Raw genomic sequence first — 17183 nt, 5'->3', positions numbered from 1 at the left:
GGCGTTCAACCGGAGAAGCCCACGTCGTCGGCAGACTCGGTGTGCGGCTCAGTCAATGGCGGGAGAGTGGTTCTAGCGGCGGCCGACGTGGCTGGGCCGCTCTTGTTTAGGTGCGCGGCCTTGATGAGAAAATCCCCGCTAGTCCCTGACTCAATGCCGTGCCCGTCAATGGCGATGTAACTTCCTGCTCCGTTGAGCACGATTTTCTTTTTGGCTGTGATGTGAATTTCATCGTCGGTGCTGGTGATGCTCAGCGCTTGCCGCGCCAGCAGTTCAAGCGTGTCATTTTGTGCCTGGACGGTGACCGGCCCCTGATTGGCGATCAGTTTGATGCCGAGCTTGCGCACGAACAGGCTCAAGCCCTGCCCCACACCGATGAACAGACGCCTGGCGACGCTGATGTCGGCTTGATTGCCGGCGTTGACCATGACGTTGCGTCGGGCGGCCAGCTGTAGGTGCTCGCCGCTGACCAGCGCAATGCCTTGTGGCGCACTGATGAGGGCGACGGCGGCTTTCAGCTGGTCCAGTTGGTCGCGCATCAGGCTCAACTGCGCCTGCACGTCCGCCGGTTCGGCCGTTGCGGTTTGCGCATCGTCCGAGAGCTGTCGCAACTGCTCGCCGGCTTCCTGCAAATGGTCCATCGCGGTGCGCATGTCGAGCATCGGGCCCTGCGCGCCGGCTTGTTTGTCGGCGCTGATAAAGACACCGGCGCCGGCCCGAATTGCGGCATGGCCGTCGGTGCGCAATTCGGCCCCTTCGCCACGTTTTGCTTTCTCGCCGTCTACCAGGTGCCCGAGGTTGAGCTGGCTTTTGCCGCTGTGTTCGGTGCTGAGTTTGATGTGCTCTTCGCCGCGGGTGTCGTCCAGCCGCAGCTTGTTGTTGCTGGGTGTACGCAGCACGTTGCGCTTGTGGTTGCGCCGGGTGACGAGGTCGGGATGCTGACTGTCATGCAGCGCATGGGCGATATAAGGACGGTCCGGGTCACCGTGTTCAAACGCAATAGCCACCTCGGCGCCCGCAAGCAGCGGCATGTGCAGACCGTAGGTATGGCCAGCGTAGGGCCGTGCCAACCGCAGCCACAGGCTTTCGTTTCCGGCCGCCCAACTGGCGCGGTCGAACAGGAACCTGACTTTGTAGCGGCCATGAAGGTCGATGTGACCATAAGGATCGTTAGCGTTTTTGGCAGTGATGCGCGCAGGAACGGTGCCGGCAATGGAAGGCTTGGCCAATAACGGCGGGCGGAAGCAGTAAACCGGCGAATAGGGAATGGCCTGGAAATGCACGTCGAGGCTGCTGTCTCGCGCCGCATTCAACGTCAGTCGCGTGATAACCGCACCCGCAGAAAATGCGTGTGGCGCGCCACCCATTACCTTCAGCACGTGCCCCGCCATCACGCCGGCATGGGCACTGACGCCGCTGAGCCGAACCTGGCTATTGAGGTACTGCTCATGGCGCAAGCGGGCGAAAAACGCCCCGGTTTCGGTGGGCACGTGTGCGCCAGTGGCATAACGGTCCCCTATCTCGCGGTAGGGTTCGTTGAATAGATAGGCGTGGCCGTGGGTGCTTTTTGCGCCCTGGCTGAGATCTATCTCGGTGTCCATCTGCGCAGCGGCATCGGTGTAAACGTAACTGCGAACCGCCACTTCGCGCTCAACGACCTGATGGTTGCACTGTAAGTCCCACACTGCGTCTGCGTCGTCACTGCTCACGCCCGACGGCGTGCGACAAGGCAATTCAAGCCCGAACGTATAGCGCGACTGGTCGTCATGAAACTCGATCACATCGATTCGCAAGCGGTCATCGCTGACGAAACGAAACCAGATGCCAACCTCAGCGAGCAGACGGCAGATAAACGCCAAGTCGCTTTCTGCGTACTGCATCACTTGTTCGCGCTGGGGATATTCGCGAACTAAGTTGAGGAAGAAATCCTGGCCGCGAAATCCATGGCGGTCGCGCAAAATGCTCTCGACGATCTGCGGCACGCTTTGCTGCTGGTACACGCAGAACTGCTGCCCACGACCGAGCAAGGCGAAGCGAGGCTCCAGCGTCACTTCGTAGCGCGCCTCGTCGCGCGAACCGGACACCCGTTTAAACCCCGTCAGCACGCCGTACAGCGTACGCAACGGTTTTGCCTCGGGCATCTCGAAGCCGCGCAGCGGAGGGGGTTCAGGCCGGGCAAAAAGACTGAAACTGGCCTGCTTGCCAAGCAGTTGTTCGGCGTCGATATCTTGCGCCGTGCACGTGAATTCGATGGCGTAGCGAAACAGCTCGCTAAGGCCTTCGTCGCCCCGGAAAGCCAGAACGTCGAGGTGAAGGTCGTTATCCCAAACCCGCAAAATATGGCGGCTGTGGTCGAAAAACGGGCGCATGAAAAGCCTCATCGCGATGAGCGCGTGCGATATAAACGCAGGCGCAAAAAACGAGCGAGAAGCGAGGACCACTCGGCTCGTTGGCGATGAAGTAGAACTGGCGAGCAACAGCGGCGAAGCCAGACGCCTCGCAAAGCCGCAAGGGCAAATCACGGTTTGCCTCGCGACTTTGCTTACGGTGCCTTATAGGTTAGAGGCGACTGGTTGCTGAGAAGGTGCGGCCGGCTCGTTGAGGATTAATGTTGTAGCCGGTATCCGGTGCGGAATATCTGCCCAACAATGACGACGCACACCAGCAGAAACGCCAGCAAAAAGGCGATGTCGACCATGGGGTTGAATTCAGTGATGTCGAAGAACGCCCAGCGAAAGGCGTCCACCAGATACACCACCGGGTTGAACAGGCTGATGGTCTGCCAGGTGGGCGGCAGCATGTTCAGCGAGTAGAAACTGCCGCCTAAAAACGTCAGCGGCGTGATGACCAGCGAGGGCACGACTTCGAGCTTGTCCCAGCCGTCGACGCACAGGCCGACGATAAAGCCGAGCATGCTGAACGACACCGCGCAGAGCAACAAAATGCCAAACGCCCAGAACGGATGCGCCACTTCATACGGTACGAACACGCGCGCGGTGATCAGAATGGCGACGGCCAGCACCATCGACTTGACTACCGCCGCGCCGACGTAGCCGAAGACGATTTCGGTGGGCGACAGCGGCGCTGACAAAATCTCGTAAATCGCGCCGGAATAGCGCGGCATGTAAATGCCAAAAGCGGCGTTGGAGACGCTTTGCGTCAGCACCGCCAGCAAGGTCAGGCCGGGCACGATAAAGCTGCCGTACGGGATGCTGCCGATTTCCGCCATGCGCGATCCGATGGCGGAACCGAACACCACAAAATACAAGGCGGTGGCCAATACCGGCGCCGCCAGGCTTTGCATCAGGGTGCGGGCAGAGCGGGCCATTTCGAAGCGGAAGATGGCGTAGATGGAGTAGAAATTCATGCGGGCTTTCTCAGCAGTTCGACAAAGATGTCCTCAAGCGAGCTTTCCGAGGTGTGCAGGTCTTTGAAGTCGATATCGTTGGCGGCCAGACGCCGCAGGAAGTCGGCGATGCCTTGGTTGTTGCGCGCGACATCGAGGACCAATTCGCGGCCTTGGTCGGCTAATTCCACCGGGAAACCGGCCAAGTCTGCCGGCAGTTCTGTGAGCGGCTGCTGCAATTGCAGGCGCAACTGGCGACGGCCCAGGCGCGCCATCAGATCAGTTTTATTTTCCACCAGCAGCAAACGGCCATCGCTGATCACGCCCACGCGGTCGGCCATTTCTTCGGCTTCTTCGAGGTAGTGAGTGGTCAGCACAATGGTCACGCCACGGTCGCGCAGGCGGCGCACCATGGTCCACATGTCGCGGCGCAATTCCACGTCGACGCCGGCGGTGGGCTCGTCGAGAAACAACACTTGCGGCTCATGGGCCAGCGCCTTGGCGATCATTACCCGGCGCCGCATGCCGCCCGATAACGTCATGGTGGCGTCGTCGCGTTTATTCCACAGAGACAGGTCGCGCAAAATTTGTTCGAGCAGCTCGGGCGCGGGGGGCTTGCCAAATAAACCGCGGCTGAAGCGCACGCTCGACAGCACGCTTTCAAAGCCTTCGTTGACCATTTCCTGCGGCACCAAACCGACCTTGGCACGCGCCTCGCGGTATTGGCGGGGCAGTTCCAGCCCGTCGATAAAGATGCTGCCGCCAGTGGGTTTGACCAGGCCGCAAATGGCGCCGATCAACGTGGACTTGCCGGCGCCGTTGGGGCCCAGCAAGGCGAAAATTTCACCGTGTTGAATTTCCAGATCGACCCCGCGCAAGGCTTGAAAGCCGTTGGCGTAGGTCTTTTCCAAGCCCCGAAGGGATATAGCGCTGCTCATGCAGAATCACCCAAGCATTCAGTAATTTTGCTGCGCAACCAACGTTGCGCAGGGTCCATATCCTGGGTTGCGCCCCAGGCCATGGACAGATCATAAACCGGCGCCTCGAAGGGCAGTTCGTCAACACGCAAACCACCGTTGGAGGTCAGCGCGGCGGCGGCATAATCCGGCACCGTGGCGACCATACGCGTACCGGGCAACAACTGGCTCAAACCGTAGAACTGCGGCACCGCCAATTTCACCTGACGGCTGCGTCCGCGCTTGGCCAGTTCCTCGTCGATAAAACCGCTGAGGTCACCGGCGAAGGTCACCAGCGCGTGGGGACGGTCGCAGTAGTCGTCCATGGTCATGGGCGTGTTTTCGGTATCGCCGCGCACCATTACCGAACGGCTGCGACGCAGGGTTTTGCATTTGGCATTGGCGGGCAGGTCGCCGGTGTAGCAGATGCCAAGGGAGATTTCGCCGGCCGACAGTTGGTTGCAAATCGACAAGTAGTGCGTGCGGCGAACCACCAGCGTGATATGCGGCGCTTCAACGCTGAGCACGCGCATCAGTTGCGGCAGCAAGCCCAGCTCGACGTCGTCGCTCAAACCGATGCGGAACACTTCCCGGCTGGTGCAGGGGTCGAACTCCACGCTTTGGCCGATGGCGGAGGAGATGGTGTCCAGCGCCGGACGCAGCAAGCCTTCCAGTTCGATGGCTCGCGGCGTGGGCTCCATACTGCGGCCCACGCGCACGAACAGTGGATCGTTGTACAAGGTGCGCAGGCGGCCGAGGGCGGCGCTCACTGCCGGTTGGCCCAAAAACAAACGCTCCGCCGCGCGGCTGACATTGCGCTCGATCATCATCATTTCGAAAACGATCAGCAGGTTGAGGTCTACGCGGCGAAGGTCTATGCGGTTCATGAGTGGGGCTCCCTGTGGTGTGGGAGCCATGATCGTCCGCTTGGCTTGGCGTGAGAATAGACACGCCTGCATAGCCGCCGTGCAGAAATGCAAGGCGCCTGCGCCACTAGGGCTGACGCGAGTTTCGTGGTTGAAAACGAACAGAATCAGTTCTCGGCTTTGCCCTTGGCAGCCTCAAGTTCTTTCATGCGTTTGTCGTACAAATCGCAATGGCTGTCGCGGTCGGCCGAGTCGGTATCCAGGCGCATCTTTTCGACCTCATCGTTGATCTCTTTGGCTTTCTGCGGATTTTGCTCGGTGAGCTGATGCACCTTGGCCGCCAGTTGCTGCGCCTTTTGCTCGGCTTCTTCAGGCGTACAGCTGGCCCAGGTGGACCCTGCGGCAAGCAGAGTGGCGGCGGCGGTAATGCTCAATAGAAGCTTCATGGTCCTGTCCTTTGGCGTGATGGCTCTCATGGGGTTGAGGACTGAGCACGGCAGAAAGTTCAGGCGAAACGACGGAAGACGGGCGATGGCGTGCGCTCGGGAAATCGCGGCTAAAGCCGCTCCCACAGGATTTCGGCGTCCTGTAGGAGCGGCTTTAGCCGCGAGCTTCCTAAGCTCAGAAATCACCGTTTCCAGGCCCGGCCAATCGCGGCTAAAGCCGTCCCACAGGATTTCGGTGTCCTGTAGGAGCGGCTTTAGCCGCGAGCTTTTCGCGCACACGAAAAAACTCCCGCCTCGAAGTATCGAGGCGGAAGTGTTCATACGCCGCAGCGTTTAGCCATTAATGACCTTCAGAGGCATTGAACATGGTCTTGGCGTAGATCAGGCCCAGGCCGTATGCGCCGCCGTGGGCGATGGAGGTTTTGACGGTTTCGTCGTAGGTCTCGCCGCGTGCCCAGTCACGTTGCAATTCAAGCAGGTATTGCAGCGAGGTCATCGGGCGGGCGCCCAATTGCACCATGCGCTGGATTGCCATTTCGTGGGCTTCTACCGACACGTCACCACAGGCGTCAGCGATGAAGTACACCTCGAAACCCTGATCCAGGGCAGACAGCGCTGGGCCTACGATGCAGACCGAGGTCCACAAGCCGGCGAGGACGATTTTCTGTTTGCCGGCGGCGTTAACTTGCACCGCAATGCGCTCGTCTTCCCAGGTGTTCATGCTGGTGCGGTCGATGATGGTGTGCTCAGGAAATACCGATTTGATTTCATCGAAAATCGGACCGGAGAAGCTCTTCTCGGCGACGGTGGTGAGGATGGTCGACACCTTGAATTCACGTGCTGCCTTGGCGACCAGTGCAGCGTTGTTGCGCAGGGTAGTGGCATCAATCGACTTGGTCGCGAAGGACATCTGCGATTGGTGGTCGATCATGATCAGGGTGTGGTCGTCGTGGTTCAGAAGGGTTTTGCCTGGAACTGCTTTTGCGATTGCCATGGGTAGATTTCCTTTTAGTCGTAATGGTCTGAGTAGCGGGTTTAGTTGAATTCGTTGGCTTGTTTGCAAACCGTGGAGCCATGATGCCCGGCCGCCAGAAAGCCCGGAATAGACAGGGCTGCACGGGCACTTTGCAGAATTGCAAAGGGCCTGGATTGATGTTTTGTGCGAAGGGAATGACAGGGGCAATCGCGGGGATTAAGGCGTTTCCAGGAATCGAGGCCAACGCCTTTCCCACACCAAACGCTGCCCCTGTAGGAGAGGCTTCAGCCTCGATGCTGTTGATCTGCGAAGCCCAACGGCGATCTCAGAACAGATCCAACTGCCCACCCACCAACGTGCCGAAGTCGTCATCGACGAAGGGCAGAATCGCGTCTGCCACTGGCTGCAGCTGGCGTGTCAGGTAGTGGTCGTAGTCGATGGGTGAGGTGACCGCTTCCAGCGGCTGCGGGCCGGCCAGGGTAATCAGGTAGCTGATCCAGCCGCCGCGCTGGTATTGCCGGGGCCGGCCAAGCTCGGCGTTATAGGCATCGGCAATACGCGCAGCGCGTACGTGGGGCGGCACGTTGCGTTCGTAGTCATCCAGCGGGCGACGCAGGCGTTTGCGATACACCAGGAGGTCGTCCTGCTCACCGGCCAGCGTCGCGGCCACGAAGTCGCGCACGTAGGCTTGGTAGGGTTGCCGGCGAAAGATGCGTTCGTACAGTTGTTGCTGGAACTGCTGCGCCAGCGGCGACCAATCGGTGCGCACTGATTCCAATCCTTTGTAAACCATCTGCTCGCCCATCAAACCGGCGTAGCGCTTCTTGCTGCCCTCCTCCGCGCCGCGAATGGTCGGCATCAGAAAGCGGCGAAAATGGGTTTCGTATTGCAGCTCCAGGGCGCTGGTCAAACCGAGTTCTTCGGTGAGGTGCTTGCGCCACCAGTCGTTGACCATCTGCACCAAACCGCGACCGATCACGCCGGCCTCATCGTCGCTGTGTTCGCGACCGAGCCAAACGAAGGTGGAGTCGGTGTCGCCATAGATAACGGTGTGGCCCTGGGCTTCGATCAGCTCGCGGGTCTTGTGCATGATCTGGTGGCCGCGCAGGGTGATGGACGACGCCAGGCGGGGATCGAAGAATCGACAACCGCTGGAGCCGAGCACGCCGTAAAAGGCGTTCATGATGATCTTCAGCGCTTGCGACAGTGGCTTGTTGTTGTCGCGTTTCGCCTGCTCCCGCCCTTCGGCCACGCGCGAAACAATGGCGGGCAGGCAATGCCGCTGGCGGGAAAAACGCGCGCCGCGAAAGCCTTCAACCGTGGCGCCCTCGTCGCTCTCGCGCAGCCCTTCGACCAGGCCAACCGGGTCGATGAGAAAGGTGCGAATAATCGAGGGGTACAGGCTCTTGTAATCCAGCACCAGCACCGACTCGTACAAGCCTGGTCGCGAGTCCATGACGAAGCCACCGGGGCTGGCTTCAGGCGGGCGCTCGCCGAGGTTAGGCGCGACGAAACCCTGACGGTGCATCAGCGGCATATACAAATGGGTAAAGGCCGCCACCGAACCGCCGCTGCGGTCGGCGGGCAGGCCGGTGACGCTGGCGCGTTCGAGCAAAAAGCTCAGCAGTTCGGTTTTGCCGAAGATGCGCGTGACCAGCTCGCAATCTTTGAGGTTGTAGCGCGCGAGGGCCGGTTTGTCCTCGGCGAACATGCGGTCGATTTCGTCCATGCGCTGATACGGCGTGGAAATATCCTTGCCTTCGCCGAGCAAGGTTTGCGCGACGTTTTCCAGGCTGAACGAAGGAAAGCTCCAGGTCGCCGAACGCAGCGCTTCGATGCCATCGATGATCAACCGCCCGGCCGCCTCGGCGAAAAAATGGTTGGTGCGTGCGCCGTGTTCGCGCCAGCCCATGGCCTCGCCGTCGCGGCCCAAGCGCAGTGGAATTTGTAGTTTTTGCGAATGCTCCAGCAGCACGCGCAAGTCGAACTGCACCACGTTCCAGCCAATGATGGCGTCGGGGTCGTGGGTCGCCAGCCAGGTGTTCAGGCGTTCGAGCAACTGCCCGCGCGTGTCGCAATATTCGAGGTCGAAATTCACCGCGCTGTCGTCGGCATTAGGCGGGCCAAGCATGTACACCTGACGCTGGCCGCAGCCTTCGATGGCGATGGAATACAACTCGCCATGGCGGGTGGTTTCGATGTCGAGCGAGGCCAGTTTCAACTGCGGGCGGTAGTCGGGGTCGGGCTTGAGTTGCGCATCATCGAAACCGCCCTGCCCGTCCGGCGTGCCGGAAAACAGCACCGGCGCAGTAATAAAACGCTCCATCAGATAGCGCTCGGGCGGGCGAATGTCGGCTTCGTACACATCGACGCCGACACTGCGCAGCAGCTTGTCGATGTTCATCAATTGCCGATGCTGACGGGTGTAGACGCCAAGCACCGGGCGGTGATGAAAGTCCTGCAATTGCAGTTCGCGCAGCTCGACGTCTTTCTCTTTGCCCAACATGCCTTCAACCCGCAAACGCTGCTCGGCTGGCACAAATGCGACCGAGGTTTGCATCGGCAAACGCAGCAGTCGCGGGCCGTCGTCGGTGGCCACCCAGAAGCTCACCTGCGTGCCCGCCGGGGTGTCACGCCAGTGCCGCGAAAGCAGAAAGCCGCGCTGTAGGGGTTGCGCCGTCATGAAGGTGCCGAGAGCCGCGTCAGAAAGAACGAACGATTCTACTGTATCGATATACAGACGGCCGCTTGTTTTTCCGCCTCCGTGGCTTACAGCGTTGCGCCAATCCGACAGACGTTATGGCCAAAACCCGCGTTACGGGGGTCTAGAAAACCGAAAGCAACCCGGCCTTCCCACGGAGATTTGCCCATGCAGCTCAAAGGTTCCTGCCATTGCGGCGCCGTCGCCTTCAGCCTCACCAGCCAACATCCGTACCCGTATCAGCGCTGTTATTGCTCGATTTGTCGCAAGACCCAGGGCGGTGGCGGTTACGCCATCAACCTCAGTGGTGACGCACGCAGCATGAAAGTGCGCGGGCGCAAACACATCAGCATTTACCACGCGAAAATCAAACCCACCGGCGCCGGCCGCGCCCGCATCAGCAGCGCCGAACGGCATTTCTGCAACCAGTGCGGCAGCGCCTTATGGCTGTTCAGCCCGGAATGGCCGGAGCTGATTCACCCGTTCGCCAGCGCCATCGACAGTGAGCTGCCGGTGCCACCCGAGCACACCCATTTGCTGCTCGACTCCAAAGCCAGTTGGGTGGAGGTCGACAAGCGCAAGGGCGACAAAACGTTCGAGGGTTTCCCCAAGGAATCGATTGCGCAGTGGCATCAACGGTTGGGGTTGGAGACTTAATGCATAGGGCCGTAGGGCGGCCGATTGAACAGTTGCAGCGTGTCGATAAGCGCATCAGGCATTACCCGCACGCTGCCGGTAAACGGGCAGTCCATGGCCATCACCAGCAACAGTCCAAAGCCGATTACCGCCGCGAGGCTGCCGGTCATGCAGGCCTGGCTGCGGTTGTGCCCGGTGCGCAACGCCACCGCAAACGCCACGGTGATTAGCCCTCCACCCAACAACAAGCCCCACATGAGCGCGGGCAATTGCGAACGGCTGTCTCGCAGGCGATTGCGCCGGTGATCGTTAAGGTCCACGACGTGCTGGTAGAAGTGCTCGCCACGGGTGTGCTGAGTGGGTTCGCTCAGTTCGAGCTGATGATGCACATGCCACAATTCATTCAGGGCAATCGCCACTTCAATGCTGCTTTGCCCGTTTTCCATGGTTCGCCATTCGGTGTCGATCACGCGATTGGCGTAGGCGTCGAGCGCCGTTTGCAGGTCGGTTTGGTGTGGCAGCGGCAGTTGCTGGGCCAGGCGGTACAAGCGACCCAGGGCGTTGGACTCGCGCGATACGTTGCTGGCCGCCGCGTCAAACTCGGCATACACCGCCGAAATTGTGAAGGCCAAGGTAATGCCGAACACGGCGCCCACCGTTTGGAAGATCGACAACCCCACGCCGTTGTCGTCGCTCGGTTGCGGGCAGTAGCGGTTGACCAGCAACGAGGCACCAGCGGCCAGCACGCCGCTGCCGACCACCAGCACCAAAAATAATGTCCACAGGGGAAATGAGAGCAGGTACATCTGCATGGATAGTCCTTGGGTTAGCCAGCAAACATCGCCAATTCGCTTGGCGACAACGCTCAGCAGCCTTGCCCAACACCCTCGCTCACACCATCCGTCGCTACGCAGCCAACCGTGGGTTATTGCCTGAATCGTCTGGGAAAACCGGGCGGCAAACGCTTGCCGCTGCTGGCAAGCTCACGCCGCCTGCCTCGCGCCGAGGCGCGCCGTAACACGTGTTCTAGAGCCATCGCGCAAGTTGGCCCGTGATGTGCAGTCACGGCTGCACCTACTCGTTAACGGCAAACACCCATGACCAGCGTATCGAGCAACCTTTCGCTGCTGAGCTTTATCAACTCGATCTCTAAATCGGAAACCAGCGACAGCACCAAACCCGCCCCCGGCACCGGCAGCAGCACCGCGCCGGCAACGGACACGGCGGCTGAAGAAGACAAAGACCCGATTGGTGAATTGCGCAAATACGCGGCTGCCATCGTCGCGCAGTCACGCGGCGGCTTGTTTACCGCGCTGGCTGGTGGCGAGCAGACCAGCCCCGCCCCGTCGGCCGGCTTCAACGGCGCCAACAGCCAGAGCGCCATTCAACTGCCCGACGTGGCGAGCATGAACCGCGACGACGCCGCCAGCTTGCTGCCACAGGTGCAGAAGCTGATCGACAAGGGCTTGAGTGATTCGGTGGCAGTGGCCGGCTTTAACGGGGACAAACAAACCGAGTCGCTGGAGACTTACCGCGACTGGCTGCAAAGCAAAGCCGGCATCAGCATTTACGTGTGAGCGTCGGGGCCGCGCTTTCAGAAGGCGTAGCGGTACTGCACCTGAACGCCGAACACCGGGCGCTGCTCATGGAAGGTTGAGGCCCGCGCGTGAACCTGAGCGGCCACGCTGCTGGCTGGGGTGAGCGCGTAACGGCTGCCGGCAGTTGCGCTGGGTACGAGGTAACGCTGACGCAACGGGCTGCGCACCTCGAACTGCTGCAACCCTGGAATATCGGACTGACCCTGGAACACCGGGGCGTCTTCGTTGAGCAGTACATCCATGGCTAGCGTGGCCGTCAGGGTCAGTTGCGGGTCGACCGGCAGGCTGCCGCGCAGCGTGGCGGTGGCGTAGGTTTGCTCACTGCGCGCGCCCTCAATATTCAACGGCAAGGCGACGTTGCGCTCTTCAAAGCCACGGTGTGTCCCTTGCACATGGGTAAGCGCCAACTCCGGCACCAGCCGTGAATCGCCGACCGCCACGCTATAGCCCACCGCCAACCGCTGCGCCGTGGCTTTGATCGCCACCTGCGACGAGACGATTTGTACGTCGGTGTCGTGCTCGCCCCGCTGGAAGCGGCTTTCGCCTGTACTCAGCGACGCACCGAGGTCGGCCAGCCAGCCGGTTTCGGTGTCGGCGTGCTGCTGGTAGGCGACCCACAGGCCAAGGCCGTGGGCCCGGTCTTCATGGCGACGCCCATCCGCTTCAGCCCAGGCCACGTTCAGCCCCACGGCCACCTGGGCATTCAGCCGCCGCCCCGCTCCCAGTTGACCGATTCGCTGGCGGCCATCTGCCACTGACTCGCCCGTGCTCACTGCACCGTCGGCGCTCAGGCAATAGCGTTGCGCCGCACCCGGCAGGCAGTGTTGTTCCAGCAATAAGCGCGCACGGCGGGCCTGCATGGCCAGCAGATCGGTGCTGGTGTTGGCGCTTTGGATGACCGAGGTTTGCAGGTTGCCCAGATCCTGAATGGGCGCCAATCCGCCGGCCGAAGCCTTCCAGATAAACGCCCGCTCGCCCAGGCTGTTGTCCGCCGTACCGACGACCACGTTGCCGTCGGCACTCACGCCCGTGGCTTCGCTGAAACTGCCGCCAGTCAGCAGGCCAAGGCTGGCCATGCCCGTAGCGGCGGTCCAGCGATAGGCGCGGGACGAATCGTCGACCAAGGTGGACGTGCCCACCACCACCGAACCATCAGCGCTCACGCCGTTAGCCGAACTCATGACGCCGCCCAGCGAGCCGAGGTCCTGCATGCCGGTGGCCGATGTCCAGCGAAACGCCGCGAGGTTGCTGCTGCCCACCACCACAGTGCCGTCGGCGTTTACTGCAAATGCACCGCTGGACGTACTGCCCGGCAGCGTGCCCAAGTCGACCATGGTGCCACCTTCCCAGCGGAACGCGCGGGTGCCGCCCGTGGCTGCGGCGCTGCCGACGATCACGGTGCCGTCGCTGCTAATGGCCGACGCCACGCTGGAGCCGCCGACGCTCAGGCTGCCAAGGTCGTGCATGCCCAGGGCTGCCGTCCAACGAAAGGCGCGACGCAGTGCAGCGCCGTCGTTCGCCTCCCCCACCACCACGTTGCCATCGGCGCTAACGCCCCAAGCAATGCTGTGGGTACCGCCCAAGTCGCCGAGTGCTTGCACACCACTGAGTGCATCCCAACGAAACGCCTGCTGCGCCGCGTTCGAACCGGTGCCACCGACGATCACACTGCCGTCGAAATTCAGCGCATTGGCCGAGCCTTGAATGGCGACGCCGTTGAGACCCACCATGCCGGCTTCGTCAGTCCAGCGAAAAATCCAGGGCGTGTAGGCCGCATCCCAACCCTGCCCAACGACCACCTTGCCGTTGCCGCTCACCGCATTGGCGCGGCTGCCACTACCGGCGGGTAACAGGCCTAGATCGGACATTACAGGGAGTGGCGCGGTACTCGCCGCCGCCAGGCCGCTTGTGAGGAACACAACGCACGCGCTGAAAAGGACTACATGAACTGGAGGAAACGAGAAGGTTTTCATCGGAAGATGCCTATGGCGAAAGAGCCGCAAGCATCGTAAGAACGAGCGCATTGGGTATGTAGGAATACCCTTACAAACTGGTCAGGCTATAAGTCAAGCATGCTCAAGACTTGAAGACCGTTGCTTATAAAAAGTATGGAATTGGTAGGGCGATCTATAGAACCGAGAAAAACTTCAACATACGTCGAATATATATGAGAACACTGGCCATCGGGCACCCTAATCCTCATGAATGGATTTGCTCTTCCAAAACTAACCAGGCTTATTTTTATGCGGGACTCTACTCTCGCTGTTGCACTCGGGCATCAGCAGTGACAGCGTCAACGACGCCCATTAACTCCTCCCCTACTTCTGGTAGGAACCGCTTAATATACGCAGCGACTGCATCATTCTTTAGGAGACGGGAGATATATCCTTTGGCTACGACCAAAACCAGCATCGTCTCTCCGAGACCGTCTTCAATCGAGTGATAATTTTGATATAGTTTTTCCATCTCGCGCTCCATCCGGGTAATATCCTGAGCGGGAAAATTCGGCGCAGATTTTCTTCTCCTCTTCTCGCTAAGCTGGTCAGACGGGGTCATTGCGAACATCATTTTCGCATATCTAACCGTGTAGCAATCGGCAGCCATCATCATTTCTGCGGTTTCTATTTGGCGCATAGGCTTCATGTTTTTTAGAACTGCAAAAACAGCACGCGGCACTACTTTTGTTTTCAGAAGACTAATTACTTCAGGAGTAATGCCTACAAGTAGATTTTGGCTTTCGCGCACTCGACCAATATTCATATTCAGGCTTTTTGCTATTCTATCTGCAGTCACGCCCTTGCCTATCGCTTCTAGAATCATCTTGTGTTCTTGCACTGCAGTTAGCCTGTTAATTTGACGATTATAAGTAAAACCCTCGTCTTCGGTCGCGATCAGACATAGAGCCTCAACAGCCCCTAACTCGCGCAATGCTTCAAGCCGCAGATGTCCATCGAGTAAAATATATGTTTTTGAGGCGCTCCCGCTTCCACCACCAGGGTATATCGCTATAGGCTCGACGACCCCTATCTCTTCGATAGAAGCCAAAACTGTTTTGTACTTAATAGAGCCGAGCACGTCCTTGCTCACCTTATGAGTGGGCATAATTTGAGAAATCGGCACCGCGCAAATATTGGACTCGAAAGCATGCCTGACATTTTTCATGCTGCTACCTCCGCATATACACGCTGGGATAAGACCTCAGGCATATCACTCAACCCCTCGTTTTGCAGCAAGGCTTGAAAGTAATCCTCAGAAAGCAATTTCCTAAGGGCTGTAATGATAAACAGAAGACGCTGTTGGTTAATTTCAGATTTTTTAATAATTAAGTGCTGACGCCCAACCTCTTGCTGATAGGTCTTTAACAATTGCGCAGGTGTTGTGATGCGCTCGGTTGTAGCCCTTGACGTTGAAAACTTTTTCCCAAACGCCTTGCGCTTTTCTAGTAGCCTTCTGACCTTAAGTAGCTGATCTCCTCGAAGCACACCGGTCTCATAGGCTTCTAGCATAGCGGCTTGAGTTTCACCGTCATTTGACTTCGCAACCTTTGTTGCTATTGAAAGTGGAAGCCATCCTTTTTCGACGGCGGAAATTAGCCGATCCTCCCCCTGATTTAGCAGGATTAATATGCATGCTATATAAGTAGACTGAAGCCCGGTTTTATTTGAAATTTCCTTGGGCGTATAACCTCGCTGAGAAAGCTCGTTTATAGCCGCCAAAAGATCCCTATTAGAATGGCGCCGGCGCGCTAGATTCTCAATTAAGCTTATCAAATATCTGTCTGCTTCTATTGCAGAAACCTGTACACACGGAATGGTCGTTTCACCTAGCGCCAAAAAAGCTTCAAATCTGCCTTGACCGCATATCAAATCGAAAGAATCGCCATTCGGCGTTACGGTAATTGGTCTTTTCAAGCCTACGGTAGAAATATTTTCCACGAGCCGCGCAAATACTTGTTGATTGCGGCTTCGCGGATTAAGGACTCTAATCTTCTCCAAGGGCACGTTCTGTATTGGCTCAGCATTACCAATGTGCAGCGCCGCGCATTCATTTGGATTTAGGTTCTTCATTTTTTCCTCCAACTATCGTTACTCTTCTACTGAGCGCACCTATGACATCCAAATTATCAAACCTGTACTGCTCCAACTCTCGCAAATCTTCGTCTTTCATGTTCAGCACAGTACGATCCAGTGCTCCCGTAGGTATAACCAAATAATCTTTTACCGCTTCCTCTCCTGGATACATGCGCACCACGAGATTTAAGTCAGGATTTAGCTCAAGAGCCAGCCTCGCCTGCCATTGATACTTCAGAAAGCGAGATGGTTTATATCTAATCACCACAACCGACATTAAAATCTCATCATTTATCACCAATAAACTATTATCATTGTTTACCGAAACGCTTGCGCCTGAACTTCTGATAACTCCTGCGACTCTCTCGACACAGATCGCAACTCTGCCTTTAAGACGTTTGTCCGCATCGAAATAGGAATAGTCTCTCGTAGACCTGTATCCCGCCAATTCAAAAGCACGCCGTAAGGTTCCGAATCGGGAAATGTATAACGAGCGAGATGAAGTTGATTTATCGGCATTAATTAGAACGGCCGATAAATAGCCATGACGAGCAAGAAGTGCTTTAAGATCGTCAATTAACTGCTCATCAGACAGAACAGCTGACCTACGGTTAATAATCTCGCGAGCAGCGAAAAAAGTTTCATCATTAATTATGGGACAGAACGCCTTTTTGGCCCTAATCCATTCATTCTCCGGATTGTCTCGCTTAAACTGTTTTAACTTCGCGGATGTTTTATTCCACAAATTATTTCCTATATATCGCTCACTCTTTAGGACTGAATCCACGCGACCAGAATTCCAGGGAGTAGGCTTACACCACGCAACGCCCTGCTCGTTTAATAAGCGCGCTATCGCTCCAACCTTTAATTTCTCCTCGATGAAAAGTCTGAAAATCTCACGCACAACCTTCTGCTCCTTCTCTGGACCAGGGATGAGGACTACTCGATCCGTTTGAATGCTCTTCATCTCTCCGTTACTCAGAATGGCTTTTGGATGACCGCATTGATCGATTAGCTGGCGTCGGTATCCGTATCCCGGCTGACCACCTTGCTTGTAACCAAGACTAATTAGACGGGCCTGCCCTGCAAAGACTTTTACTGACAGTTCTCGGCTGTACTCTCCAGCCATCATTCGCTTAACACTCTTCAAAATACTTGAGATAGGCGAACCATCATTCTTGAACTGCTCGGCGCAATATTCGACTGCAACTCCAGCTTGACGACACCGAACCTCATACGTCGCGCTTTCATCAGGATCTTGAAAACGCCCCCACCTGCTTACGTCGTAGACCAAGACGATTTGATATTCGAAACGACAACTAGCGACGTCGTTAAATAACTGCTGCAAAGCTTTTCGCCCGCTCAAAGTGAGGCCGCTCTTTCCCGCATCGGTATAAACCTTAGTTATCTCGTAGCCGTTCTGCTCGGCATATAATTTTATTATATCGAGCTGGTTTTCCGTCGAATATTGCTGATGCTCAGTGGACATCCGCACATAAGCGGCCGCATATCTCGGACGCGCTTCAGGTATTAAATATTCAGACTGAGGTTTTCTTGGAGGCATGAGGATGGCTCAGAGACTCCCGCT

General features: G+C 57.9%; 14 protein-coding genes. 2 read left to right on the top strand and 12 right to left on the bottom strand.

Annotated features, from left to right (window positions below):
• Positions 1 to 5: 5 nt before the first annotated feature.
• The 7 genes from ACZZZU_RS17820 to ACZZZU_RS17790 all read right to left on the bottom strand — a co-directional run bounded on the left by ACZZZU_RS17820 (position 6) and on the right by ACZZZU_RS17790 (position 9273).
• Positions 6 to 2369, bottom strand: a complete 2364-nt coding sequence (locus ACZZZU_RS17820; protein ID WP_463551358.1) for a type VI secretion system Vgr family protein — start codon at positions 2367 to 2369, stop codon at positions 6 to 8.
• Between the two features lie 236 nt (positions 2370 to 2605).
• Positions 2606 to 3367, bottom strand: a complete 762-nt coding sequence (locus ACZZZU_RS17815; RefSeq protein WP_463381649.1) for an ABC transporter permease — start codon at positions 3365 to 3367, stop codon at positions 2606 to 2608.
• The gene (locus tag ACZZZU_RS17810) at positions 3364 to 4284 is read right to left on the bottom strand and encodes an ABC transporter ATP-binding protein (RefSeq protein WP_463541030.1); all 921 of its coding nucleotides are present in this window, start codon (positions 4282 to 4284) and stop codon (positions 3364 to 3366) included. The genes ACZZZU_RS17815 and ACZZZU_RS17810 overlap by 4 nt, the downstream gene beginning before the upstream one ends.
• The gene (locus ACZZZU_RS17805) at positions 4281 to 5189 is read right to left on the bottom strand and encodes a LysR substrate-binding domain-containing protein (protein ID WP_122493407.1); all 909 of its coding nucleotides are present in this window, start codon (positions 5187 to 5189) and stop codon (positions 4281 to 4283) included. The genes ACZZZU_RS17810 and ACZZZU_RS17805 overlap by 4 nt, the downstream gene beginning before the upstream one ends.
• Before the next feature lie 146 nt (positions 5190 to 5335).
• Positions 5336 to 5614, bottom strand: a complete 279-nt coding sequence (locus ACZZZU_RS17800; RefSeq protein WP_122493408.1) for a hypothetical protein — start codon at positions 5612 to 5614, stop codon at positions 5336 to 5338.
• A 340-nt stretch (positions 5615 to 5954) separates the two neighbouring features.
• Entirely contained in the window at positions 5955 to 6608 is a 654-nt protein-coding gene (locus ACZZZU_RS17795) for a hydrolase (RefSeq protein ID WP_122493409.1), read from the bottom strand.
• Positions 6609 to 6915: 307 nt separating this feature from the next.
• Complete coding sequence (locus ACZZZU_RS17790; protein ID WP_463551357.1) at positions 6916 to 9273, bottom strand: DNA polymerase II; 2358 nt, start codon at positions 9271 to 9273, stop codon at positions 6916 to 6918.
• Between the two features lie 186 nt (positions 9274 to 9459).
• Between ACZZZU_RS17790 and ACZZZU_RS17785 the strand changes: the two genes are divergently transcribed.
• Entirely contained in the window at positions 9460 to 9948 is a 489-nt protein-coding gene (locus tag ACZZZU_RS17785) for a GFA family protein (RefSeq protein WP_122493411.1), read from the top strand.
• On the opposite strand, the gene ACZZZU_RS17780 is transcribed toward ACZZZU_RS17785, so the two are convergent.
• Positions 9945 to 10739 (bottom strand): bestrophin-like domain, encoded by a 795-nt coding sequence (locus ACZZZU_RS17780; RefSeq protein ID WP_463551356.1) that lies wholly within the window; start codon positions 10737 to 10739, stop codon positions 9945 to 9947. The genes ACZZZU_RS17785 and ACZZZU_RS17780 overlap by 4 nt on opposite strands.
• A 285-nt stretch (positions 10740 to 11024) precedes the next feature.
• On the opposite strand from ACZZZU_RS17780, the gene ACZZZU_RS17775 reads away from it, so the two are divergent.
• The gene (locus ACZZZU_RS17775) at positions 11025 to 11504 is read left to right on the top strand and encodes a hypothetical protein (protein WP_463551355.1); all 480 of its coding nucleotides are present in this window, start codon (positions 11025 to 11027) and stop codon (positions 11502 to 11504) included.
• A 17-nt stretch (positions 11505 to 11521) separates the two neighbouring features.
• Here the strand turns inward: ACZZZU_RS17775 and ACZZZU_RS17770 are convergent, their stop codons facing one another.
• The 4 genes from ACZZZU_RS17770 to ACZZZU_RS17755 form a co-directional block, all read right to left on the bottom strand.
• Positions 11522 to 13393 carry a hypothetical protein gene (locus ACZZZU_RS17770; protein WP_463551354.1) on the bottom strand — a complete coding sequence of 624 codons (1872 nt, stop codon included), beginning with the start codon at positions 13391 to 13393 and terminating at the stop codon, positions 11522 to 11524.
• Between the two features lie 385 nt (positions 13394 to 13778).
• Entirely contained in the window at positions 13779 to 14687 is a 909-nt protein-coding gene (locus ACZZZU_RS17765; RefSeq protein WP_463551353.1) for a ParB/RepB/Spo0J family partition protein, read from the bottom strand.
• A complete protein-coding gene (locus ACZZZU_RS17760; protein WP_463551352.1) occupies positions 14684 to 15592 on the bottom strand; it encodes a ParB/RepB/Spo0J family partition protein in 909 nt (302 codons plus the stop codon). The genes ACZZZU_RS17765 and ACZZZU_RS17760 overlap by 4 nt, the downstream gene beginning before the upstream one ends.
• Entirely contained in the window at positions 15570 to 17159 is a 1590-nt protein-coding gene (locus ACZZZU_RS17755) for a recombinase family protein (protein WP_463551351.1), read from the bottom strand. The genes ACZZZU_RS17760 and ACZZZU_RS17755 overlap by 23 nt, the downstream gene beginning before the upstream one ends.
• Between the last annotated feature and the right edge of the window lie 24 nt (positions 17160 to 17183).

The organism is Pseudomonas sp. AC136, assembly GCF_979258585.1.
This window is presented reverse-complemented; position numbering and strand designations above follow the sequence as displayed.